We start from the raw sequence: 24,589 nt of genomic DNA on the forward strand, positions 1-24,589 counted from the left end.
GGCCGCACGCTCCGCGGATGGGTGCGACTTCGAAGACGGCGGCCGGTAGCGGCCAGTCGCGGTATGGCCGCATTCAGTCGAACGCGACGATTCGCCCTTTCGGAAAATGGGAGGATACGGCCTGATCCGGGCTGAACGGACGGGGACGGTGCGTTGGACGACGAGGCTTTGCGGCAGGTCCAGAGAGAACTCGGGGGGCTCATCGACCCGGAGATCTGCGGCCAGGGCGCGCTGGCGGCCGCCCAGGTCGACGGGGAGTTCGGCTACGACTCCGACCTTGAGGCCGACGAACTCGCCGAGGAGCTGGCGGCCCGGTTCAGGGCCGGGCCGCATCTCGGCCGGCTGATGCTCGTCCGCGACGGGGTACGCGTCGCCGTCGGCACGCGGGAGCGTGTCCTCGGCGCCGAGGACATCACGGCGGGCGGCGAATTCGGCGCCGGTGATCGGGCCGTCCTGCTGGGCGGGTCGACGCGCTACCGGCTGCTGGAGTTCGCCTGCGGCCACGCGAGCTGCGGTACCGAATACAGGTCCTTCTACGACGAGCGCTTCCTGCCCAGGTGCCCAACACACGGGGCGATGGAGCTGCGGCTCGCCGGGGCCGCCCCGTGAAGCTGGACGCGCTGGTCAAGCCGCCCGGGGAGGCGGGATTCGGGCGCCGGTTCTTCCTCGTCGGCTACTTCCCCGTCTACGCCGCGACGCTGTGGTTGCTGCTGTTGATCTGGGCGGGAGCCTGGGGTCCGCTGCGCTTCAAGGACGCTTGGAAGACGGCCTCGGGGCTGGGGCTGGCGCAGGTGGTGTTCCTGGCACTCGGCATCACCCTCGTGGCCGTCGTCCTCCACCCGCTTCAGCTCGTGCTGGTCCGCGGGTTGGAGGGGGCGGCACCCCAGGGGCCGGTGCGCGGATGGCAGCTCAGGCTCAGGTGGCAGCACCGGAGCAAGAAGAGACTGGAGACCGCCGCCGTACCCACCGGGTCGCCTCCCGGCGCCGAGGAGATCCAGCGGGCCGGGGCGGCGGGCCGTCAACTGCGGCGCCGCTTCCCGTTGCCCGGCCACCTCGTTCGGGCGACCGCGCTCGGCAACGTCCTCGCGGCGATGGAGGACGGGGTGGGCCGCGCCTACGGGCTCGACGTGGTGACGGCGTGGCCGAGGCTCTACCCGTTGCTGGGCGAGCGGGTCCGGGAGATCGTGGACGACCGCCGCGACAGCCTGGACATGGCGTCCCGCATGGCGGTGACCATGGCGGTCACCGCGGTGGCCACAATCGTGCTGCTGGCGGCGTCCGGACCGTGGGTGCTTCTTGCGATCGTCCCTTCGGTACTGGCTGGGATCTGCTACCGGGGCGCCGTGCACGCGGCCCTCGCCTACACCGAGAGCGTCGAGGTGGCCGTCGACCTGCATCGGGCGGACCTCCTCAGCGCCCTGCGCATGAAGCCCCCGGAGAAGCCGGCCGACGAGCGGACGCTGAACGGGCGATGGAGCGACCACTGGCGCCAGGGCGTGCCGCTGCCGCACGACCTCAGGTACGTCTCGATCAAGAACGAGAGCTACATCGTGCACAAGGAACAGAAGTGACCGACCTGGACCCGGCCTCCTCCGTCCTCCCGTACTCGCTGATCGTCGGGCAGGAGGAACTGCGGTCCGCGCTGGAGATCGCCTACGTGAGCGACGCCGTCGGCGGCGTCCTCGCGACGGGCCAGCGCGGCACCGCCAAGACGACCACCGTGCGGGCGTTCACCCTGATGCTCACCGGCGAGCTGCCCGTCACGCTGCCGATCGGGGCCACCGACGACCGCGTCCTCGGCGGCTGGAAGATCGACAAGCTGATGGAGGGCAAGCCCGAGGCGCAGGACGGGCTGCTGGTGGAGGCGTCCAGATCCGCGGCCGGGATCCTGTACATCGACGAGATCAACCTCCTCGACGACTACCTCGTCAACATCATCCTGGACGTGGTATCCACGGGCGTCCTCAACGTGCAGCGCGACAACCTCGCCGAGGAGTCCGTGCCGGCACGGTTCACGCTCGTCGGCACGATGAACCCCGACGAGGGCAGCCTCCGCCCGCAGCTCCTCGACAGGTTCGGCCTGGTGGCGGAGGTCCGGCCGGAGAACGACGAGGAGCGCCGGGCCGAGATCATGGAGGCGGTACTGACCTTCCACGACGACCCGGACGCCGCCCAGGTGCAGGAGGCCAGGCGGCGTGACGAACAGAGACGCGCCGCCCTCCAGGAGGCGAAGGCGCGGGTCGGGGACGTCGGCTGGGCCCCGGGCACGCTCGCCGCGTGCGCCCGGCTCGCGGGGGCGTTCGGCCTGGCGGGGCACCGCGGCGAACTCGTCCTCGCGCGCGCCGCGCGGGCCCGCGCCGCCATCGACGGCGACACCGAGGTCACGACCGGCCACGTCGCCGCCGTCGCCCGTCCGGCGCTGGTGCACCGCCGGTCGAACGGCGACTCCGGCAGCCTTCCGATCTGGGAGGACACGGACGACGCCCTGGTGGCCGAGCGGCTGCGGGACGGCTGAGCGCGTGGCCTCCCTCGACCAGGTGCGGACGCTGCTGCGCTGCCTTGCGGCCGAGCCCCGGCTGGGCGGCGCCCTCTTCTACGACCTGGAACCCGCGCTGCTGGTGCCGCTGGCCCGCAGGCTCGCCGGCGCGCTGCCCGGCCCGCCGAAACCGCTGGTCCTCGGCGCGCACGCCGGGACCGAGGACCTCTTCGTCCAGACGCGCCTGGACGGCGACGTGCTGCGTACCGTCCGCGGCCCGCTCGCCGCGGAGCGCGGCGCCGTGGTGATAGTCCCCGATCTCGCCCGGGTCGACCCGCCGGTGGCCCAGACGATCGTGACCATGGCCGGAGCCGAGTTGGCGACGGCCGAGGTCCTCGGGCGCAGCCTGCGATGGCAGCCGCGGACGTGGTGGCTCGCGGCGGCCCCGCGCGCCGAGGTCGCCGGTCTCTCGGCGCACCTGCTGGACCGCTTCCCGATCCGGGTCCGCGCCGACCGGCTCTACCTGGAGTGGACCGGCGCGGCGGACGCGGCCGGCGAGACCGGCCTGGCCGCCGAGGAGGCCGCGCTCATGCGGGGGTTGCCCGAGGTGGAGGCGCCGGACGGGACGGGCGGGCCGCCGCTGTCCGGCGACGCCGTCCGCCGCGTCCTGGACTTCCTCCCGCCCGGCCCGAGCAGGCGCCGGGACCTGACGCTCGCCCGGGCCGCACGGCTGCTGGCGGGCTTCGCTGGCGCGGCGGCCACCGGCGCCGCCCACGTCGAGGAGGCGGCGGAGATGCTCGGCATCCCGCGCCGTCCGGCTCCCGCCTCCCCGCCCGTGGCGGAACCGGCCCCGAGCGCCCGCCCCGAACCCCGCCCCCTGCCGCCGCCGCCTCCACCAGCGGGAGACGTCCGCGGCACCCGCGCCACGGCCCCCGCCCCCCGCCCGGTGGCAGGTCGCTCCGGCCCGGCCGTGCCCCTGCCCGCCGCCGTCGCCGAACAGGCGTGGCCGTATCCCGAGGACGAGGCCGGCGCCCTGCCGCGCCTCGGCACCCTCCGCCCGGCGGGCGGTCGGCACACGCGGGCGCGGGAACTGCGGGGCCGTCCGCTCGGCGTGCGGCCCGCCTTCGACCTGCGCGATCTCGCGATCGTCGCGACCGTGGTCGAGGCGGCGAAGTTCCAGCGGGTACGCCGCACGAACCGCCCGGACGCCGCCCGGGGCCTGCTGGTCGCCCCGGCGGATCTGCGCCGCCCGCGCCGGCAACCCGAGCCCGGTTCCGCCCTCGTCCTCGTCCTGGACCACTCCTGCTGGCGGCACTTCGACCCCGCGCCCGGCATGGCCGCCTTCCTGCGCGCCGCGCACCGCGACGACGCCGCCGTGTCGGTGATCGAGTTCGGTCACCGCGACAACCCCGACGAGCTGAGGGCCGTCCGGTACCGGGCCCGGTCCGTCCTGGACCCGCGCGTGCTCGCCTCGCTCCGCCGTGCCGCCGGCCTGGCCAGCCCGCTGGCGCATGCGCTCGACCTCGCGGTGACCGAGGTGCGGCGCCTCCTGCGGCGCGGCCCCCTGCCGGTCTCCCTGGTGGTGGCCAGCGACGGCCGCGGCAACGTGCCGCTGGACGACAGCCTGCTCGGCACGGTCCGCGCGGCGGTGGGGCGCAGGGGAGTGTCCGCCGCGCTCGTGGCCGCCTCCCCGCTGCGGGTGCAGCGGGGTGTCGAGGCGGTGGTGCTGGCACCGGACGTCGACCAGTATCCGGGTCTGCCCTTCGACCTGGCGGAGGCCATGGGCGGTTCCGTGATCACCGCGCCGCGCAGGGACGACCGGCGATGACGATACGGGAGCTGGTGTACGCCGACGGCGGCGAACCACCGGAGCGCCGGACGCGGCAGGCCGTCCCCGACCCGGCCCCGGAGATCGAGGTCCGCGGAGAGAGCCGGGGGTTCACCGCCGAGACGGTATCGCTGGACCACGAGCTCCCGCCCGACGTCGCGCTGCTGTGCGTCAAGGCGAACGCCCGGTACGGGCCGCGCAGTTTCGAGCTGTACTTCCACCATCGAGGCACGGTCCGGGCCGCGAACTCGGGCGACGACCTGGACAAGCAGGAGGCCCACGAGAGGCTGTCGCTCGGCAGGCTGACCGACGGCCTCGCGGACGAGGAGTGGGGGGAGACCTACCGGTGGATGATGAACTGGTGGGGCCGCCAGTTCACGCTGAACTCCTGGATCAGGGAACTGCTGGAGTCCCCCGGGGCCCAGCTCGTCGTCTTCGACGTGACGAGCTACGAGATCCCGTGGGAACTGTGCTACCACGCGCCTCCGCCCGGCCGGCCCGGTGACAGCGGCTGGCTCGGCCAGCTCATCCCCGTCACCCGGTGGACCAGCCTGCTGTTCGGCGAGGCCGAGTGGCAGTACGGCGCGGTGCCGCAGGCGGCCTCGGGCGGCATCCTGATGATGGAGTCCGAGGATCTGCGCAAGGAACCCGACGGGTTCGCCGACTTCGTGGTGCGGAGCCGCGAGCCCACGGTCGAGAAGCTGCTGCGCGGCCTGGCCGACGACGATCCCGCCCAGTCCCTGTTCTCGCTGCTCATGATCCGGTGCCATGGGGAGTACACCCCGGACAACCGACTCAGTCTCAACGGGACGAACCTGGAGCGGCTCTTCGAGTACGACATGACCGCCCTGCGGAAGGCCGAGGCGATCGTCCTGCTCAACGCCTGCATCACCGGCCGTCCAGTGACCGACACCGCCCACCTTGCCGCCCCGACCCGCAGCTTCGCGCAGACCTTCCTCAGCAAGGGCGCCCGCGCCGTCATCGCGACCGCCGGCGACATCGGCGTGGTGCACTCCCATCTGTTCGCCGTGAAGCTCGTGGGACGGGCAGGGCAGGGCGCCCAGAACCTCGCGCGTCTGCTCTTCGAACACCGGAGCCACTACGCGGAGAAGGTGCGGCTGCGTCCGGGGGAGCCCGATCGCCGCACCGTGGGGGCGTACAAGCGGTTCTTCTGGAGCTTCATGTACGTGTACTACGGGCACCCGGACACCACCCTCCGGCTCTCACGTCCGGAACCGGCATGAGCGCGTCCGAGGTCCGCCTGTCTCCCATCGTCACCTGGCCGGAGCGGGTGGAGGCCGGCGGCAGCTATCTCGTGAGCGTGGACGTCGAGCTGGAGGGCGCCCTGGACGCCTGGCCCTATCCGCGGGAGGAGTACGCGATCGGCTGCATGCTTGACGGCGGCTCGGGCTTCGCCGTCGAGTCGGTCGGCGACACGACGCTGGTGGTGCACCGCTTCGGTGGGACCTACGGGCCGGTCACGTTCGTCGCGCACGCCTTGGACGCCCCGTCCGGCGAGCTGCACCTCACGCTGCTCACGGAAGGCGGCGTCCCCTTCCGGACGATCCCGCTCGCCGTGGACCACCCGGTTCCGTTGCCTCTCGGTGACCCGGTTCCCGCGCAGCCTCTCGCCGGACCGCGCCGCCGTTACTCGATCACCCCCTTTCCACCGCCGGAACTCGCGGACACCGGTTCCCTGCGGGACCTGCTCCCCAGCCGGGTGCTCGCGAAGGCCGGGAAACGCGCCCCCTTCCTCGGCCGGACACCCGAGCTGGAGCGCCTCCGGACCTGGCTGGACGGGGCAGGGGCCAGGATCCTCCTGCTCCACGGCCCCGGGGGCCAGGGCAAGAGCCGTCTCGCCGCCGAGCTGGCCCGGTACGGCCGGTCAGCGGGCTGGGAGGTGATGGCGGCGCACCTCGACGGCGGACACCTCGCCCCTGACTCCGCGGCCTCCGCGGCCGGACCCCCCGCCGGCTCCTCGGCTGCCGGCCCGGCGAAGCATGGCCTGCTCCTCGTCGTCGACTACACCGAGACCTGGCCGACCGATGACCTGCTCATGATGCTCGACGACGTCGCACTGCAACGGACGACCCCCGTTCGCGTGCTGCTCGTCGCCCGCCCGGCGGGTGCCTGGTGGCTGGCGCTGGCCGACCGGCTCGGCGACAGCCGGGTCGAGACCGGCGCCATGCCCCTTGGACCCCTGGCGGACGACGACGCGACCCGTGATGCGGCGTTCACGTCCGCCGTCGAACGGTTCGCCAGGCTGTACGGGCGCAAACCCGACAGCACGCTGATGACTCCGCCGGCCGGCCTGCACTACGACCCCGGGTTTGGGCAGGTCCTCAACATCCACATGGCCGCTCTGAGCGCCGTGCTCGGCGTCCATGAGGCGGGTGACCATCGCGGCGTGGCGACCGTGCTGGTCGGAGCGGAGCGCTCGCACTGGGCCTCGCTGCGGGAGAGGGAGGTCATCACCACGTCAGTCGAAGCCATGACGCGGGTCACGTGGGTCGCCGCCCTGTTCGGGCCGGTGCCAGAGGACGAGTGCGAAGGGCTCCTCCGGGCGGCGGGCATCACGGACGACTTGTCTGAGGCGGTGCGGGACCACGCGTACTGCTACCCCCCTCCGGCCCCCGGCATGGCCTTGCAGCCCATCTCCCCCGACGCCCTCCGCGAGGACTTCGTCGCGGTCCACCTCCCCACCGATCACTCGACTCCGGAAGAGTGGGTGCATGCGGGACTCCTGGCGACGCCACGGGGACCCTCGGCCCTCGCCGTCCTGGTCGAGACCGCACGCCGCTGGCCGGCCATGGCGCAGCGCCTCAACGCCATCCTGCTGGACGATCCCGCCCCGGCGATCGATGCCGGTGGCGCCGTCCTGCTCCGGCTCGCCGAGTTGGACGGCGTGGACCCGGACGTCCTGGAGACTATCGACCGGCGGCTGCCCGACGAGCGTCGCATCGACCTCGACATCGCTCGCGCCGTGCTCGGCGAGCGGCTGTTCCTTTCCCGCCTCGCTCGGACCAAAGGCGACACGGCGCGGCAGGGCAGGCTCTACATGGAGCTCAGTGGCCTGCGCTCCAACGTGGGCATGTACGAGCAGGCCGAGGAGGCGGCGGCGACCGCCATCGCCCTCCGGCGCGCGATGGTGGATGCGCAGCGCGGCGACATCGTCGCCGCGGGCGCGCTCGGCGACTCCCTCACGGTCTCGTCCCGCCACCTCGGGCGGCTGGGGCGGCACGAGCAGGGCCTCCAGCGGCTCACCGAGAGCGTCGACGTCATGCGCAGGCTCGCCGCCGAGCATCCCGTGATCTTCGAGTCGCAGCTCGTCTCTACCCTGAACGCCCAGTCGCTCGCCCTGGCGGACCTGGGCCGGCGCGAGGAGAGCCTGGCCGTCGTCCAGGAGGCCGTGGCGCTCTACCGGCGGCAGTCCGACGCCGATCCGCCCACCCTGGCCGGGCTCTTGAACAACCTCTCCGCGCGTTTGTCCGACATGGGGCGGTCGGCGGAGGGTCTGGCCGCGGCCGAGGAGGCGGTGGCGCTCTACCAGGCGCAGCCGGAGTCCCACCTTCCGTCCTTGGCTGCCGGCCTGCACAACCATTCGCGCAGGCTGGGGGAGCTGGGCCGGGATGCCGAGGGCGCGGAATCGGCGGCCGAGGCGGTGCGGATCCAGCGGGGTCTCGCCGAGGCAAACCCCGGCGCGTTCGAGGCCGGGCTCGCCGGTTCGCTCGACAACCTCTCCGTCCGGCTGGGGAACGCCGGCCGCCTGGAGGAGGCGCTCGCCGCCGTCGAGGAGGCCATCCGGATCCACCGGCGGCTCGCGGACCTGCGGCCCGACGCCTACCTGCCGGATCTGGCGGCGGCGCTCAACAACCACTCGCTCCTCCTCGGAGAGCAGGAACGCTTCAACGAGGGTCTGGCGGCCGTCGAGGAGGCCACCGACATCTACCGGGGCCTGGCCGCGGTCAACCCGGACGCCTACCTCCCCGATCTGGCGGTCGCCCTCAGCAACTTGTCCCGCCGCCTGTGGAACCTGGGCGACGGAGACGCCGGACTCGCGATGATCGAGGAGGCCGTGGCCCTCCGCCGGAGGCTCGCCGCCATGAACGCGGAGGCGTTCCATGGCGACCTGGCGGAGACGTTGGAGAACCTGGCGCTCCAGCTCAACGAACTGGGGCGCTTCGACGAGGCCGTCTCATCCGGCGCGGAGGCCGTCGACATCCTGCGCGGGAACGCCGCGGACCGTCCCGGGCTGGCCGCGTCCCTGGACATCCTCGCGACGATCCTCGGGCAGGCGGGACGTCTCGAAGAAGCCACCGAGGTGTCCGCCGAGACCGTCGCCATCAACCGGGACCTAGCCGCCTCGGAGCCGGCGAGATACCTGCCTGACCTCGCGCGAAGCCTGAACAACCATTCGGTGCACCTGGCGGGGCTCGGCAGGTTCGAGGCGAGCGTCGAGGCCGCCCGCGAGGCCGTCGAGGTCTTCCGCGGTCTCGCGGCCAGGCAACCGCAGAAGTTCACCTCGGGTCTGGCGAAGAGCCTGGTCAACCTCTCCCAGTGGGGGCTGGCCTTCGGTGTGGTCGGGCTGGCCGTGGTGAGCGGGATGGAGGCCGTCCGCCACTACCGGAACCTGAACGCGAACCGTCCCCGCCTCCACGACGCCGATCTGGCGGCCGCTCTGAGCAGCCTGTCGGAGACCCTCGGGGTCCTGAACCGCACCGAAGAGGCCGCGCAGTCCGCCGCGGAGGCCGTCACCGTCTACCGTCGCCTGGCCGGACAGAACCCCGATGCGCTCCCGCGCCTCGCCGGGACCCTGACCGCCCTCTCCTCGCACCTCGCGGCGCTCGGCCGCCGCGAGGAGGCCGTGACGCGCAGCCAGGAGGCCGTCGGCCTGTACCGGCGGCTCGCGGGCGAGCGGCCACGCCTGTTCCGCCTCGACCTCGCCGCGGCGCTGAACAACCACGCGCTCCACCTTGGCTCGCTCGGCAGGTCCGAGGAAGGCTTGGCCGCCGTCGGTGAAGCGCTGCGCATCTATGAGGAGAACCCCGCCGAACGCTCGACCACCGCGCTCAGCAACTCGCTGAAGGTACGCGACTGGCTGAGGACGCCGTACGGTAGTGACTAGGACAAGACCAGGAGCTTGCGGTGGAACCAAGGGTCGAGGCCGTGGGGAAGGCGCTCGTGGAGGTCATGGCCACGGACGCGTGGCCACGTGCCTTCGGGGCGTGCGCCGAGGCCCTGGCGCCCATGGGCGGGGACGAGATCGTGGAGCGCCTGATCGAGACCCGCGCCCGCGTCGAGGACGCCCACGCCCGCGGCGACGACGAGATCGAGGCAAGGTGCGTCGCGGAGTGGCTTCACCGGCTGACGGAGATCCTGATCAGGGAACCGGGCTTCGCCTCCGTCCTCCAGCATCTCCTGAACGAGGTGCTGACCCCGCTGCTCGCACCGTCCGAACGCGGGCACTACAGGATGATCGGCATGACCAACCGGGTCGAAGGCCACTACGTGTTCGGGGGCGACATCCACGGCGGTTCCATCGGCCAGAGCATCGGCCGGGACCAGGTTCGCGACTCCTGACCCGCTGACGCCCACCGCGCGGACGGCGCACCATTCCCCGGAATCAGGTGACCGTTGTCCCGGCAATGTACCGGGCCATCGATTCGGGATCACGCGGTAGCCCGTGGCCGTTGACGAGCATGGTGAAGTTACCGAAAGTCACTCCGTCTATCCGCCACGTCCCCGGCGAGTCGGCGAGGACACGGACCAATCGCCGCTGGCGTTCGTCCAGGGCCGCGAAAGGGGTTCCGGTGGGTAGCGGCGGGTCCGGGAACGCCATGTGCAGAGCCATTTCGGCGACCGGCAGCGCCTCGATCCCGGACACTTTCGGCAGCCGGTCCAGCAGAACGGCGAACGAGTCGTCCGCGTACGTGTCGCCCAGCGACGGAAGTGACCTGGCCGCATAGCCCCGGAGGTCGCCGTCGAGGAACGGGATCGATGCGTGCGGGGCCCCGTCCCGGCCCACCCATCCGTGCAACTCGGCGGCGACCCTGGGGCCCGCCTCCTCGGCGCGGATCCGCGCCAGCCCGATGGCGGCACCCCAGCGCACCACGTCCCGCGGATCATCCAACGCGGTCTCCAACACGGTTTCGGCCCCGGTCGAGCCGAGCAGCCCGATCGCCACCAGGGCGGTAGCGGCGGCGGCCGGGTCCGGGTCGGCCGCGCCCGACACCAGCACGGGCAGGCTGTCCGTGGCCGCCTCCGGGAACCAGGCCAGGACGTGGGCCGCGGCCGTGCGGGTTCCGGCGTCGGCATCGGTGATCAGCGGAAGGATCAGGGGCAGCCCGGCGCGCACCGCGTCATAGGCGGCCAGTGCGATGTACGCGCCGAGCCGGTTGTCGTCGGCGGGATCGAGCGTCTGCATGTAGGTGAAGAGGGCGGGTTCGTCCACCCAGTCACCGTCGTCGTCTTCGTCTTCCTCGTCTTCTTCCTCCTCCTCGTCATCGGTGTAGGCCCTGCCGGCGGCCAGCAGTTCGTCACCGCCGGCCGCGGCGGCGCGATGCTCGGCGACGGGATAGCCCGCGGGCAGATACTCCTCGCCGTAGCCCACGGCCAGGCTCGCCAGCAGTCCGAGGATCGCCGACCGGTCCGGCGTCGCGGGATCGGTGAGCAACTCCAGCAGGAACGGCACGACATGAGCACTGGCCTCGTAGCGAGTGCCCTGGTGGAAAACGTTTCCGTAAAGCTCGCCGAGGCTCTTGGCGCGGACGTCCGGATCGAACGAGCGCAAAAAGCGAATCTGGTCGGGCACATCGGTGGCATAGCCGTAAGCGTGGGTCAGGCCGGCCCAGTCGACGGTGTCGAGTCTCTCCAACATGGCCCTGAGCGTCGCACGCCCGGCACCAGTGCGGCGGAAATTCACGAGTAAACGCGGCCGCTGGAACCCACCACTGCGGTACGGCCTTCTCCTGGGACGGCTTCCCGGGAGCCCAAGCACGGTCGGGGGCGAGCCGCCAGGCGAGCTCCTGGGCCGGGATTGAAACAAGTGCAGTCACATGTCACGGATCTTGGTTCCCGGGCGCCAGCCGAGCATGCGGGAGATGCCGAGACCGCTCGCGATCACCGACGGGAGCACGGACTGGTGGTTGATCGAGCCGGTGCGCACCACCACCGACAACGCCGCCACGACGCGGCCGTCGCCGTCCACGATCCGCGTCGCGATCGAGTCGGCGCCGGCGGTGAGCTCGCCCCGGACGCCGGCGTTGCCGGTGCGCCGGCAGTCGGCGAGCTCGCTCCGCAGGACGGTCGGGTCGACGGTGGTCTGGGGCGTGTACCGGCGCAGCCGGCCGGCCAGCACCCGGTCGATCAGCTCGCCGCCGCCGTGGGCCAGGACCACCTTGCCCACTCCTGAGCAGTGCAGCGGCAGCCGCCCTCCCACCTGGGAGACGAGCTCCGGCGCCTTGGGCGCGGACAGCCGTTCGATGATCACGGCCTCCGTCCCTTCGAGGACGGCCAGCTGCACGTGCTGGTGGAGCGCCGTGTAGAGGTCCTCCATGAAGGGCTGGGCCTGGGTGCGCAGCGACTCGGTGAGCGGGGCCAGCGTCCCGAGCTGCCAGAGCCGCAGGCCGATGGTGAAGCGGCCGTCGTGCTGCCGGGTCAACGCGCCGACGCCGGTGAGCTCCATGGCCAGCCTGCGCACGGTCGCATGGGGCAGCCCCGTCCTGCGCGCGAGGTCGGCGAGACTGAGAACGCTCTGATCGGGCTGAAACGCGAAGAGCACCTCCAAGAGGCGGGAGCTCACGCTCCTCCCGGGCTCACTCGTCCGAGGCATGAGAGGAACCTCCTTGTCGCTTGGCCTGCGATGGTAGCCCACGATGTTCATAGGATGGCCAACTCGGCGCCTTCGAACCGACCGACCGGGCAGCATGGCGTCGTCAGCTTGGAAGCAGGGGACGACTGCGGGAGTCGAGAACTGAGATGCTCGGGGCGAACATCAGGACACCGGAGATCGCGATCCTCGGCGGCGGGATCGGCGGCCTCGCGACCGCCGCCTTCCTTCATCGGGCGGGTCTGCGCAGCACGGTGTACGAGCAGGCGCCGGAGTTGAAGGAGGTCGGTGCCGGGCTCGTGGTGGCCCCCAACGCCGCCCGCCTCCTGCGCCGGCTCGGCATCATGGACACCCTGCTGCGAACCGCCGTCCAACTGGACGTCGGGTGGGAGTTCCGCCGCTGGCAGGACGGGACGATCCTGTCCGCCGAGGACCTCGCTACGGCCTGTGAACGGCTCTACGGCGAGCACACCTACACGGTGCACCGGGCCGACCTGTTGCAGGTCATCAGGCGCGCCGTCCCGGAGGGGACGGTCCGGCTCGGCAAACGCTGCACCGCGATCACCGTGCGCGACGAACGCCCGTCGATGCGATTCGAGGACGGCGAGGTGGTCGAGGCGGACATCGTCATCGGCGCCGACGGCGTCCACTCCGTGGTCCGGGGCACGATCGCCGAACCGCAATCCGCCGCCTACTCCGGCCTGTGCGCGTTCCGGGCCCTGGTGCCCGGCGACCGCGCGCCGTCGTTCGCGCGGCGGCGCGCGCAGACTCTGTGGATCGGTCCAGGTCATCACCTGGTGCACTACCCCATCTCCGAGGGCAGGTTCGTGAACCTGGTGGCCTTCGCCCCGGCGGGAGACGACTCGGTGGAGTCGTGGACGGCACAGGCGACGATCGAGGAGTTCCTCCACGAGTTCGACGGATGGGACCCGAGGCTCGTCGACCTCATCCGGGCCGCGGAGACACCGGGCCGTTGGGCGCTGCTGGACCGCGCGCCGCTTCCGCGATGGAGCCGGGGGCCGGTGACGCTCCTCGGGGACGCCGCACACCCCATGTTCCCCTTCTTCGCGCAGGGAGCCGCGCAGGCGATCGAGGACGCGGCGGTCCTGGCCCAGTGCCTCGCCGAGGACGGCGCCGACCCGGCCCGGGCGCTGCGGCGCTACGAGGCCCTGCGCCTTCCCCGCACGACCAGGTTGCAGGAGGTCAGCCACGCGCGGTCGGACATCAACCACCTCCCCGACGGGCCGGACCAGCGTGCCCGCGACACGTCCTTCACCGAGATCGACCCGTTGGTTACCAACGGCTGGATCTACGAGTACGACCCCGACATCGCGATGGCCGGCGCGCCCGCCGCGGGCTGACCGTCCCGGCGAACTTCGAAGGAGATCCCATGACCGCCACCGATGACGCGCGCCCCGGCGCGCAGGCCGACCGGAAGAGCGAACTGTTCATCGGGGGCCGGTGGAGCGCGGCCGAGGCCGGGCGGACCGTCCAGACGAGATCGGAGCTGACCGGCAAGCCCATCGCCGAGGTCGCGGCCGCGTCGGTCGGCGACGTCCGGCGGGCCGTGGAGGCCGCCGAGCACGGGCTCGGGGCGTGGGCCGGGTGGCCGCCCGCGCGCAGGCGCGCGGTCCTGGAGCGCGCGGCGGCGCTGTTCGCGGAGCGGGCGGACGAGATCGCCTCCCTGATGCGGCAGGAGATGGGCGCCGCCCGGCCGTGGTGCGAGTTCAACGTGTCCGTCGCGCGGGGGATGCTCGCCGAGGCCGCCGCCCAGGCGTACTCGGCCGTTGGGGAGGTGATCCCCTCGGACGTCCCCGGCCTCACCGCGCTGGGCGTCCGCCAGCCGGTCGGCGTGGTGGTGGGCATCGCGCCCTGGAACGCGCCATTGATCTTGGGTGTGCGCGCGCTCGCCATGCCCCTGGCGTACGGGAACACCGTGGTGCTCAAGTCCTCCGAGCAGGTGCCCTGTACGCAGGCGGCGATCGTGGAGGTGCTGCACGACGCGGGCGCCCCGCCCGGCGCCGTGAACCTGATCAGCAACGCCCCGCAGGACGCGCCGGACGTGGTCGAGGCCCTCATCGCCCACCCGGCCGTCGCGCGGGTGAACTTCACGGGCTCCACCCGGGTGGGCCGCATCATCGCCGAGATCGCGGGCCGCCACCTCACCCGGACCGTGCTGGAGCTGGGCGGCAAGGCCCCGATGCTCGTGCTCGCGGACGCCGACGTGCCGGCCGCCGTCGATGCCGCGATATTCGGCGCCTTCCTGAACCAGGGGCAGGTCTGCATGTCGACCGAGAGGCTGATCGTCGACCGCTCGGTCGCCGATGACGTCGCCGGGAGGCTGACCGAACGCGCGGCGGGCCTGGTCGTGGGGCCGCCCGACGACCCGTCGACCCAGCTCGGCCCGATGGTGAACCGGGCCGCCCGGGACCGGCTGCTCGCGCTGGTGGACGACGCCTGCGAGCAGGGCGCCGAAGTGCTGACCGGAGGCGGTGCGGAAGGTCTGTACATGAGGCCGACCGTGCTGCGGGGAGTGACGCCGGCGATGCGGATCTACTCCGAGGAGTCCTTCGGGCCGGTGCTGTCGATCATCGAGGTGGACGGGACGGACGAGGCGGTCACGATCGCCAACGACACCGAGTACGGGCTGTCTGCGGCGGTGTTCAGCCGGGACGCCACGAGCGCGCTGGACCTGGCCCGGCGTGTCCGGTCGGGGATCTGCCACGTCAACGGGCCGACCGTCCACGACGAGCCGCAGATGCCGTTCGGCGGGGTCGGCGCGAGCGGGTGGGGCCGGTTCGGCTCCCGCGCGGCGCTGGAGGAGTTCACCGAGCTGCGGTGGATCACCGTCCAGTCCGGCCAACGGCACTACCCCATCTGAGAGCCCCGGTCCTGAGCAGGCCCGTGGCGGGCCTGAACCCCGCGCCCGCCACGGCGTGCTGACGACCAACGCGGCGATGGCCTCTCTTCCCACCCCCCGAACGACAGGCTGTCCATTCAACGGACATGGTGCTGGCCGCGCCGGTGTCCGTCAGGGAAAGTCCGGTAACAGCTCGTAACGATGTCATCCCCTCCCGGTGATCGGACATCGTCGTCAGGAGAGAGCAATGGCCTTCACCGACTCCGGCTTGGAGCGTGCCCGTGGCGCGCGCCGGGTGCTCGCGATCTGCTGGATCACCGTCGTGTTCGACGGGTACGACCTGATCAGCTACGGCACGGTGGTGCCGAGCCTGCTGCGCCACAAGGCATGGGACCTCAACGCCGCCGAGGTGGGACAGATCGGCAGCCTGGCACTGGTCGGGATGCTGATCGGCGCACTCGTGGTGGGCACCCTCACCGACCTCGTCGGCCGCCGCCGGATCATGCTGTGCTGCCTGGTCTGGTTCTCGGTCGCGATGCCGCTGACCGGCCTCGCGCCCAACCCGGAGATCTTCGGGCTGCTGCGCTTCGTGACCGGGCTCGGGCTCGGCGGGGTCGTGCCGACGGCCATCGCGCTCATGATCGAGTACGCTCCGCCCGCGCGCCGCCAGCTCTACAACGCGCTCATGTTCTCGGGCTACTCGGCCGGCGGGGTGCTCGCCGCCCTGCTCGCCCTCGCCGTGCTCCCGTCCGGCGGGTTCCGCGTCATGTTCTACTTCGGGGCCGCGCCGCTGCTGCTCGTCGTCCCGGTCGCCTACCGGCTGCTCCCGGAGTCCGCGGCGTTCCTGGCCGCGCGGCGCGGCGCCGAGCCGGCGGCGGTTCCGCAGGCGGCGGGCGTGGCCGTGGACACGACCGGATCGACCCGCAGGTTCGAGTCGATCCGCTGTCTGTTCTCCCGCCAGAACCTCCTCAGCACGTTGCTGTTCTGGGTGATATCGCTGCTCGGGCTGCTGCTGCTCTACGGCCTCAACACGTGGCTGCCCGAACTGATGCGCGACAACGGCTATTCGATGGGCTCGTCGCTGACGTTCCTCCTGGTCTTCAACATCGGCGCGGTGGTCGGTGTGATCGCCGCCGCCGCGCTGGCCGACCGGGTCGGAGAACGCGCCGTCGTCTGCGGAGCGTTCGGGGTCGCCGCCGTCTCCGTCCTGCTGTTCGCCACCCGCCCGTCCGTCGCGCCGCTGCTGGTCCTCACGGCCGTCGCCGGGTTCGGCGCGAACAGCCAGACCATGGTCAACGCTCTCGTCGGCGGTCACTACCCGCCGGCCGCGCGCGCGACCGCGCTCGGCTGGGCGCTCGCGGTCGGCCGGATCGGCGCGATCATCGGCCCGGTGTTCGGCGGACTCATCGTGACCGCCGTGCGGAACGGCGTCCTCGGGCCGGATTGGTACTTCTTCGCATTCGCCATCCCGGCCGTCATCGCCGCCGGTCTCGTGCTGCTGATCCCGCGACGAGGTGTGACGACAAGCGCGCACCCCGCCCGGATGCTCCATCACCGCCAAGCGAACGAAAGTTGAGGACGATGCAAGGCCGACCACTGCAAGGTCCATCGGCGCACGACCGACCGGCCGTCCCGAGCGTCCGCGAGGCCGCGTTCGCGGTGCTGCGGCGCCTCGGACTGACGACGATCTTCGGCAATCCCGGTTCGACCGAGATACCGTTCCTGACCGGCCTGCCCGATGACATGAGCTTCCGGCTGGCCCTGCACGAAGGCTCGGTCGTCGGCCTGGCCACCGGGTGGGCGCTCGCCCAGGGCCGCCCGGCCCTGGTGAACCTGCACACGACCGCCGGTCTCGGAAACGCGGTGGCCGCGCTGGCCACCGCCCGAGCCAACCGGGTGCCGCTGGTGGTCCTCGTGGGCCAGCAGGACCGCCGGCACCTTGCGCACGATCCCTTCCTCGCGGGCAGGCTGGACGGGCTCGCCGGGGAGTATCCCGTGTGGACGCACCAGCCCGTCCGGGCCCAGGACGTACCGGGAGCGCTGGCACGCGCCTATCACGAGGCCGTCACCGCCCAGGGCCCGGCGCTGGTCGCGGTGCCGATGGACGACTGGGACGCCCCGGCGGACACCGATCGCGCCGCGGCCCCGGTGACCCTGTGCCGCCCGCGCGCGGTGGACGGCGAGGGCGTCGAGCGGCTCGCCGACCTGCTGCACGCGGCCGAGCGTCCCGTGATCGTCGCCGGTGCCGGGGCGGACAGCAGGGAGGCGTGGGACGCGCTGGTCGATCTCGCGGGCAAGCTGCGCGCGCCGGTCTGGCAGGAGCCGTTCGGCGCGCGGGCGGGCTTCCCGCAGGACCATCCGGCCTTCGCCGGGCACCTGCCCCCTGGGCGTGCCGCGCTGCGCGCTACGCTCACCGGCCATGACGTGCTGCTCGTCGTCGGTGCCCCGGTCTTCCGCCAGTACCCGCGTGAGCCGGGGGAACTGGTGCCGGACGGCGTGCACGTTCTCCAGGTGACGTCCTATCCGGACGAGGCGCACAATAGCGTCGCCGACCTCTCGGTGATCGCGGACCCGGCGGGTGTGTGCCGGGCAGTGGCCGCCCGGCTCACCGACCGTGATCCGGCGTGGCAGCGTCGTGAGACGGCGGCGCCGATCGCGGCACCGGCACCGGGCGGACCGTTGCGGCCGGCGCACGTGTTCGATCTCCTGGCCCACCTTCTCCCGGCCGATGCGGTCGTGGTCGAGGAGACCCCCTCCAGCCGTCCGGAGCTGCACCGCCGCGTCCCGGCCCGCACACCGATGGGCTTCTTGAGCGCCGCCGCGGGCGGGCTGGGATTCGGTCTTCCGGCCGCGGTCGGCGTGAAGCTCGGCGCCCCGCACCGTCCGGTCGTCGCGGTACTGGGCGACGGTTCGTCGCTGTACGGGATCCAGGGGCTGTGGAGCGCGGCGCATTACCGGGCCGGCGTGCTCTTCGTGGTCCTCGCCAACGGCGGATACGCGATCATGGATCGGCTCGCCGAGCAGGCCGGCCAGGGAAAGCCGCCGTGGCCGTCGTTCGCCGAGGTCCGCATGTCCGCCGTCGCCGAGGGCTTCGGCTGCCCGGCGCAGCGGGTCACCTCGCACGAGGAGCTGACCCGGGTTCTGACCGAGGTGGCACCGTACCTGGCCGACAGAAACACGCCTCTGTTGCTGGACGTCGATGTCGCCCCCGATCCGACATATGGATGACGGCTTCCCGAGTGGGGAGTGTCGGTGCGTAATCGGTGTGCAAGAAGTTGGCGAAATTTCAACAAAGTCACTGGCGCCGTCCATTCAACGGACCGTGTGAAGCGCCGGAGGGGAACCGGCTCCTAGGCTGCACGGAACGGCCGGACAGCGATTTGATCTTCTGCTGGGCGGGGAACGTGATTCCAGAGAAGTGTTGCCGCCAGTAATTCTCGAATATCGAAGGAGTGTGGGACATGAAGGTATTCGACGTACGGGAGATCACGACGGGTGTCGACGCGGCGCTCGCGGTGGTCGACGACCCGCGGCATCGGCACATGCTGAAGAACTACCGCAGGCATGCCCTGCTGGAGGTGTCCGGCTACTGGGAGGACATCCTGGTGCCGACGATGACCGTCGCGCACCCGGTCTACCGGCTCACCGAGCGCGGGAAGACGCTGGTGCTCGACGGTATGGAAGAGGTCCGGAAGTTCTATTCCGGCATCGTCGAGCAAGGGGTGAACGTCTTCGGCGCCTTGGAGGAGAAGGTCGCGGTCTCTGACTACGGCATCTTCATCGAGGCCATCTTCGCCCAGATCGTCCGCGGCACCGATGCGGCGCTCGCCGGCGAGCACGTCGATCCGGACGGCACCTACCAGGTCTCGCACCGATTCGCCGCCGCCTGGCCCTACCGTGACGGTCTGCTCGCGGGTGAGTTCATCTACGACGACACCGGCAGCTGGCGCGTCGACGAGGTGGACCCGTCGGCGCTCATGACGCCCGCCGAGGCGCGGAAGGCACTGGCCCCCTTTCTGGAGCAGAGCCCGCTCTCCGAGGTCGAGGACGGCCTGCGGCTGTTCACGGCGTGAACGCATCGATCGTGGAAGTCGAACCGAAGGGAAGGCTCAATGGCGACGATCACTGACCACGGTGGCGAGGGGAACGGGCGCGCCGGTCACTACGTCGACATTCACGCGCATTTCATGTTGCCGAGTACCGAGGAAGAGCGTGTACGCGCCTGGCAGAACATGCTGGGAAAGGGCATCTACTTCCGCGAGCCCCTCGACTGGTCGCTGGAGCGGACGCTGGCGTACATGGACTCTTCGGGTACCGCCATGCAGATGCTGAGCAACGTCCCTGGCGGCCTCCCCGGCGGCGTTCCGGGCATCCGGGCGTCGAACGACTACGGCGCGACCCTGGTGGGAAGCCACCCGTCGCGCTTCGGCCTCCTGGCCGCGCTGCCCACGGACGACCCCGTGGCGGCGGTGCGGGAGGCCAGGCGAGCGCGCGAGGAGCTCGACGCCGACGGGTTCGTGGTGACGACCAACTACAACGGCGTCCACCTGGGCGACGCGATTCTGGACCCGCTGTGGGCACAACTCGATGACTGGGCGGCCGTGGTGTTCGTCCACCCGGACCCGCGGGTGCCGCCGACCCTCGACCATCCCGCCCCGCTGTACGAGGTGGCCTTCGACACCGCCCGCACGGTCTTCGACATGATCTACCGGAAGACCTTCGCGCGTTACCCGAACATCACCTTCGTGATCGCCCACTGCGGGGGTGCGTTCCCGGCGCTGACAGGGCGGCTTCGGCTGCTCGGAAACGAGTCGTGGGTCCCGCAGGGCGTGACGGCCCAGGAGATCGACGAGCAGACGTCCACCCTCTATGTCGACACGGCGGCGACGGCCTTCGCGCACTCGCTGCTGCCAGCGATGACGACGGTCGGGGTCGACCACATCGTCTACGGCAGCGACTGGGGCGCGCCCTGCACCACCGAGTCGTCCGCCGAACTGAACCGCACGAGCCTCGTGAGCTGCGGTGCGCTCTCCCCTGAGGAGGCGGGCGAGGTCCGGGGCCGGGCACTCGAATTGTTCCCCCGGGCGGCGCAGCGCATCGCCGAAGCCGCGGCGCTCACCAGCGACCTCGCCAGATAAAAAAGGGTCGGCGATCACGGCCGCCGCAATTCCTGCTCCCCACCAGAGTGACGTGCGTGTCTTTGACGCGCCCAATTATGTCCCATTCCAGCGTGAAATGACCGTCCGCTGGTCGAACCACCTCATGGGGAGTCCATCATGTCCGTCACCAATTCCCTGCACGGTCGAGATCTCGGCGACGCCGGCGCCGACCGGCAGAACACCCTCGTCGTCATCATGTTCTTCGCGGCCGGAATCGTGTTCCTCGACCGTTTCGGGATCACCTTCCTCTTCCCGCAGATCGGCGGGGACCTCCACCTGAACCACAGCCAGCTCGGCTCGCTGGTCTCCGTCACGGCCGTGACCTGGGCGATCTCCAGCCTGATCTTCTCCGTCCTGTCGGACCGCTTCGGCGGCCGGACCAAATGGATGATCGTCGCGAGCCTGGTCCTGTTCTCCTGCGCGGTCGGCCTGATCGGGCTGGCCCCGAACTACGGGGTCATGCTGCTGCTCCGCGCGATCATCGGCTTCTGCGAAGGCCCCGCGCTGCCCCTGATCCAGGGGGCGGTCGCCAGGGCGTCGTCGCCGGAGCGACGCGGCCGCAACATGGGCATCGTCATCGCCGGCACGCTGCTGATCGGCAGCGCGCTCGCGCCGAGCATCATGATCGGCCTCGCCACGGCGCTGAGCTGGCGGCTCGCCTTCCCGCTCGTCGCCATCCCCGGCATCCTGGTGGCGATCCTCGTGGCGGTCTTCATGCGCGAGGACCGCTCGGCCGACCCGGACGCCCGCCGGATCACGGCTCGTGACTTCCGCCTCGTCCTGGCCAACCGCAACGTCCCGCTGGCGCTGGTGGGCACGACCGTCTGTATCGGCGCCATCATCGGATTCGGCACGTTCGCGGCCACCTACCTCAGCGAGGAGGGGCTCTCCAAGGGCACCGCGACGCTCGTGCTCACCGTGTACGGCTGCATCGTCGCGCTCGGCAGCATCATCGCCCCCGCGGTCTCGGACCGCATCGGCCGCAAACCGGCCCTGTTCGTGGCGGCGATCTGCAGTGGGCTCGTGCCGGTGTTCTTCGTCCTGTTCGCCCATTCGGTGCCCCTGCTGCTGATCTCGCTGGTCGTCGGGCTGATGGCGGGCGGATCGCTCACGCTGATCACCTACGTGATCCCCGGCGAGTCGGTGCCGCGCGAGCTGATGGCCACGGCGTTCGCCCTGCAGATCGCGGTGGGGGAGACCATCGGCGGAGCGCTCGGCCCGCAGATCGGCGGCGCGGTCGCCGACGCGACCCATGACCTGAAGAACGCGCTGCTGCTGTACGGTGCGGCGCCGATCCTGCTGGCCGTGGTGGCCCTGCTGCTGCGCGAGACCGCCCCCCGCCTGGGCAAGAAGGCGCCCGCCCGAGGAGCCCACGAGGCGAGCGGCGAGGCAGCCCTGTCCTGAGGCGATGCTGTCCTGAGGCGATGCTGTCCTAGGGCGGACCAGGTCCACCCGGTGCGATGGAGCACCGGGTGGACTACTTTGCGTTCAGGGTCTCCCACTCCACCCGCGCCTCCGTCCCACGAGGGCCGGCTTGTGGAGCCCCCGGTCTCCTGGTGGCTATCGCACGATGAGCACGACGGTCCGGGTGCCCGTCACGGCGTACGAGAAGCCCAGAACCGGGACCGCTGCCAGGGCGGCGAGGGGGCACCCGGCATCTCTGCGGGAGCCCCGGCCGCGCCGCGGCGGCCACGTCCGGCCGGACCCGCGCGCCGGCGAGAACAGCCACGGTCAACGACCGCATCAAGCGCCGACGGTCACGCCCCTTCGGGCAAGCACACACGGTCAGCGCACGCGCCTACGGTCAGCGGCGCTTACGGTAAACGACGACGTCCCGGCCTGCGTGGTCCGCTGTGGAGATGCGGGCCGTACCCGTAGGCCGGGACGTGAAGGACGGTCAGGTCAGTCGTTCGAGGGGAAGCCCAGGTCGAGCCCGCGGCGCGCGGACCTGGGCCAGCGGCTCGTGACCACCTTGCCGCGGGTGTAGAAGTGCACGCCCTCGGCCCCGTGGGCGTGGGTGTCCCCGAAGAGCGAGTTCTTCCATCCGCCGAAGCTGTAGTACGCCATCGGTACCGGGATCGGCACGTTGACGCCGACCATTCCGGCCTCGACCTCGTTCTGGAAGCGCCGGGCGGCCCCGCCGTCGTTGGTGAAGACGCAGGTGCCGTTGCCGTAGGGGTTGGCGTTGATCAGCGCCATGGCCTCGTCGTAGGAGCCGACCCGGACGACCGACAGCACCGGCCCGAAGATCTCGTCGACATAGACCTCCATGTCCGGGGTGACGTGGTCGAGCAGCGTCGGGCCGAGCCAGAAGCCGCCCGCGGCCCCGTCGGGCCGCACGTCACGGCCGTCCAGGACGACCGAGGCCCCGGCCTTCTCACCGGACGCGATGTAGCCGGCCACCTTGTCCCGGTGCTGCGCGGTCACCAGCGGGCCCATGTCGCAGGAGCGGGTGCCGTCGCCGGTCCTGATGGCGGCGGCACGCTCGGCGATCTTTGGGACGAGCCGGTCGGCGACGGCACCGACGGCGACCACCACGCTGACGGCCATGCACCGTTCGCCCGCGGAGCCGAAGCCGGCGTTGACGGCCGCGTCGGCGGTGATGTCGAGGTCGGCGTCCGGGAGGACGAGCATGTGGTTCTTCGCGCCCCCGAGCGCCTGCACCCGCTTGCCGTGCGCGGTCGCGGTGGAATAGACGTACTGGGCGATCGGGGTCGAGCCGACGAACGAGACGGCCTTGATGTCCGGGTGCGTCAGCAGCTCGTCGACCGCGGCCTTCCCACCCTGGAGGACGGTGAACACGCCCGGGGGCAGGCCCGCCTCGGCCCACAGCTCCGCCAGCCAGATCGAGGCGGACGGGTCCTTCTCGCTGGGCTTGAGGATCACGGTGTTGCCCGCGGCGAGCGCGATCGGGAAGAACCACATCGGGACCATCGCGGGAAAGTTGAACGGCGAGATGATCGCCACCGGTCCGAGTGGCTGGCGGATCGAGTGGAGGTCGACGTTGGTCGAGGCGTTCTCGGTCATGGCGCCCTTGAGCAGGTGCGGCATGCCGCAGGCGAACTCGACGACCTCCTGACCCCGGCTGATCTCGCCGAGCGCGTCGTCGAGCACCTTGCCGTGCTCGGCGGTGATCAGCTTCGCCAGCTCCGGCTTGCGCTCGTTCAGCAACTCGCGGAAACGGAAGATGATCTGGGTGCGCTTGGTGAGGGAGAGGTCCCGCCAGGCGGGGAAGGCGGCCTTCGCCGAGGCGATCGCGACGCGTGCGTCGGTGGCGTCCGCCAGGGAGACCCGGCCGGTGACCTCGCCGGTCGCCGGGTTGGTGACGGGCGCGGTGTTCCCGCTGGAGCCGGCGTGCTCCTTGCCGTCGACCCAGTGCTGTATCTCGCGCACGTCGCTGGTGGAGGCGGTCACGCGTTCTCCTTCGTCTCGGGGACGGGCTCGGCGGCGGTGGGCACGGCGAGCAGCCCACCGAGGAGACCGGTCAGTTCGGACACGGCGGCGTCCGCGGCCGGTGACAGGCCGGGCATGCCGAAGAACGGGTGGATGAGGCCCGGGTACACGCGCAACGTGGTGGGCACGCCCGCTTCGAGGAGCCGCGCGGCGTAGACGGTGCCGTCGTCGCGCAGAGGGTCGTAGCCCGCCACCCCGATGACCGCCGGGGCCACCCCGGACAGGACGGACGTCAGGGCCGGCGAGACGAGGGGGTCCTCGGCCAGGGTGTCGTCGTCGTTGAGGTAGAGCATCCTGATGACGGCCAGGTCGTCGCGGGTCAGGAAGTAGCCGTCGGCGTTCTCCGCGACGGACGGGTAGTGGGTCGCGAAGTTCGTCACCGGCGAGGCGAGCAGCTGCCCCGCGACGGGGATGCCCGCGTCGCGGGCCCGCAGCGCCGTCACCGTCGCGAGGTTGGCGCCGGAGCTCTCCCCGGCGAGGCCGATGCACGCGGCGTCGCCGCCGAGGTCGCCGATGGAGTCGTAGACCCAGCACAGCGCGGTCATCGCGTCCTCGACCCCGGCGGGGAAGGGCGCCTCGGGGGCGAGCCGGTAGTCGACGGAGACCACCCAGGCGCCGAGGTCGTGGGCGAGCCGCCGGGCGACGTCCTGCATGAGATGGGCGCTACCCATGACGAAGCCGCCGGGGTGGAAGTAGAGGACGGTCGGGACCGGCCCCGGTCCCGCTCCGTCGAGCTTCGGCTGGACGATCTTGAGTCGCAGCCCGCCGCCGATGACGACGTCATCGACGCTCTTGACGGGGGCGAAGGTCGCGGGGTCCCAGTTCCCTTCGATCGCTCCCCGCATGCGCTCGCGCATCTCGGCGGGGGTTCCGGCGAAACCGGGCGGGACTCCGGCGGAGCGGAGCGCGGATAGGAACCCGGCGACGGCGGGGTCGAGTGGCATGACGGCCTTTCTTGGAGACATGGTCGTTCGGGCGGACATGG

Annotated in this window: 18 protein-coding genes; 14 read left to right on the top strand and 4 right to left on the bottom strand. The window is 71.6% G+C overall.

Going from position 1 to position 24,589, the window contains the following annotated elements; genetic code table 11:
* The first annotated feature begins 153 nt into the window (after window positions 1-153).
* From AMA02S_RS42055 to AMA02S_RS21705, 7 genes are read left to right on the top strand one after another with little or no spacing between them, the layout of a single operon-like run.
* Window positions 154-609: a hypothetical protein gene (locus AMA02S_RS42055; protein ID WP_067461161.1), complete on the top strand. Its 456-nt coding sequence runs from the start codon at window positions 154-156 to the stop codon at window positions 607-609.
* Entirely contained in the window at window positions 606-1,571 is a 966-nt protein-coding gene (locus AMA02S_RS21680) for a hypothetical protein (protein ID WP_067461162.1), read from the top strand. Before AMA02S_RS42055 ends, AMA02S_RS21680 begins: the two co-directional genes overlap by 4 nt.
* Window positions 1,568-2,515: an AAA family ATPase gene (locus AMA02S_RS21685; RefSeq protein ID WP_067461163.1), complete on the top strand. Its 948-nt coding sequence runs from the start codon at window positions 1,568-1,570 to the stop codon at window positions 2,513-2,515. Before AMA02S_RS21680 ends, AMA02S_RS21685 begins: the two co-directional genes overlap by 4 nt.
* 4 nt (window positions 2,516-2,519) lie before the next feature.
* A complete protein-coding gene (locus AMA02S_RS21690; protein WP_067461164.1) occupies window positions 2,520-4,304 on the top strand; it encodes a hypothetical protein in 1,785 nt (594 codons plus the stop codon).
* Entirely contained in the window at window positions 4,301-5,548 is a 1,248-nt protein-coding gene (locus tag AMA02S_RS21695) for a hypothetical protein (RefSeq protein WP_067461165.1), read from the top strand. Before AMA02S_RS21690 ends, AMA02S_RS21695 begins: the two co-directional genes overlap by 4 nt.
* Window positions 5,545-9,429, top strand: coding sequence for a tetratricopeptide repeat protein (locus AMA02S_RS21700; RefSeq protein ID WP_067461166.1), 3,885 nt, complete (start codon window positions 5,545-5,547; stop codon window positions 9,427-9,429). Before AMA02S_RS21695 ends, AMA02S_RS21700 begins: the two co-directional genes overlap by 4 nt.
* Window positions 9,430-9,449: 20 nt before the next feature.
* Entirely contained in the window at window positions 9,450-9,884 is a 435-nt protein-coding gene (locus AMA02S_RS21705) for a hypothetical protein (RefSeq protein WP_067461167.1), read from the top strand.
* 43 nt (window positions 9,885-9,927) lie between these two features.
* On the opposite strand, the gene AMA02S_RS21710 is transcribed toward AMA02S_RS21705, so the two are convergent.
* A complete protein-coding gene (locus tag AMA02S_RS21710) occupies window positions 9,928-11,181 on the bottom strand; it encodes a HEAT repeat domain-containing protein (RefSeq protein ID WP_067461168.1) in 1,254 nt (417 codons plus the stop codon).
* A 174-nt stretch (window positions 11,182-11,355) separates the two neighbouring features.
* A complete protein-coding gene (locus AMA02S_RS21715) occupies window positions 11,356-12,105 on the bottom strand; it encodes an IclR family transcriptional regulator (protein WP_218005079.1) in 750 nt (249 codons plus the stop codon).
* A gap of 176 nt (window positions 12,106-12,281) precedes the next feature.
* Here AMA02S_RS21715 and AMA02S_RS21720 point away from each other — a divergent pair, with 176 nt between their 5' ends.
* From AMA02S_RS21720 to AMA02S_RS21750, 7 genes are all read left to right on the top strand, one after another.
* The gene (locus AMA02S_RS21720) at window positions 12,282-13,493 is read left to right on the top strand and encodes an FAD-dependent monooxygenase (protein WP_067461170.1); all 1,212 of its coding nucleotides are present in this window, start codon (window positions 12,282-12,284) and stop codon (window positions 13,491-13,493) included.
* Window positions 13,494-13,522: 29 nt separating this feature from the next.
* Complete coding sequence (locus AMA02S_RS21725; protein ID WP_067461171.1) at window positions 13,523-15,013, top strand: aldehyde dehydrogenase; 1,491 nt, start codon at window positions 13,523-13,525, stop codon at window positions 15,011-15,013.
* Between the two features lie 226 nt (window positions 15,014-15,239).
* Entirely contained in the window at window positions 15,240-16,568 is a 1,329-nt protein-coding gene (locus AMA02S_RS21730; RefSeq protein ID WP_067461172.1) for an MFS transporter, read from the top strand.
* Window positions 16,569-16,573: 5 nt separating this feature from the next.
* The gene (gene mdlC / locus AMA02S_RS21735) at window positions 16,574-18,220 is read left to right on the top strand and encodes a benzoylformate decarboxylase (protein ID WP_067461173.1); all 1,647 of its coding nucleotides are present in this window, start codon (window positions 16,574-16,576) and stop codon (window positions 18,218-18,220) included.
* A gap of 233 nt (window positions 18,221-18,453) precedes the next feature.
* On the top strand, window positions 18,454-19,065 hold the full coding sequence (locus AMA02S_RS21740) for a hypothetical protein (protein WP_067461174.1): 612 nt from the start codon (window positions 18,454-18,456) through the stop codon (window positions 19,063-19,065).
* 39 nt (window positions 19,066-19,104) lie between these two features.
* Window positions 19,105-20,130 carry an amidohydrolase family protein gene (locus tag AMA02S_RS21745; protein WP_067461175.1) on the top strand — a complete coding sequence of 342 codons (1,026 nt, stop codon included), beginning with the start codon at window positions 19,105-19,107 and terminating at the stop codon, window positions 20,128-20,130.
* Between the two features lie 138 nt (window positions 20,131-20,268).
* On the top strand, window positions 20,269-21,555 hold the full coding sequence (locus AMA02S_RS21750) for an MFS transporter (protein WP_067461176.1): 1,287 nt from the start codon (window positions 20,269-20,271) through the stop codon (window positions 21,553-21,555).
* 498 nt (window positions 21,556-22,053) lie between these two features.
* Here the strand turns inward: AMA02S_RS21750 and AMA02S_RS21755 are convergent, their stop codons facing one another.
* Together AMA02S_RS21755 and AMA02S_RS21760 are read right to left on the bottom strand one after the other, a co-directional pair.
* Window positions 22,054-23,565, bottom strand: coding sequence for a CoA-acylating methylmalonate-semialdehyde dehydrogenase (locus AMA02S_RS21755; RefSeq protein WP_067461177.1), 1,512 nt, complete (start codon window positions 23,563-23,565; stop codon window positions 22,054-22,056).
* Entirely contained in the window at window positions 23,562-24,548 is a 987-nt protein-coding gene (locus AMA02S_RS21760; protein WP_067461178.1) for an alpha/beta hydrolase, read from the bottom strand. The genes AMA02S_RS21755 and AMA02S_RS21760 overlap by 4 nt, the downstream gene beginning before the upstream one ends.
* Window positions 24,549-24,589 lie beyond the last annotated feature (41 nt).

This window comes from Actinomadura macra NBRC 14102 (genome assembly GCF_001552215.1).
In the GTDB taxonomy this organism is placed as follows: Bacteria; Actinomycetota; Actinomycetes; order Streptosporangiales; family Streptosporangiaceae; genus Spirillospora; species Spirillospora macra.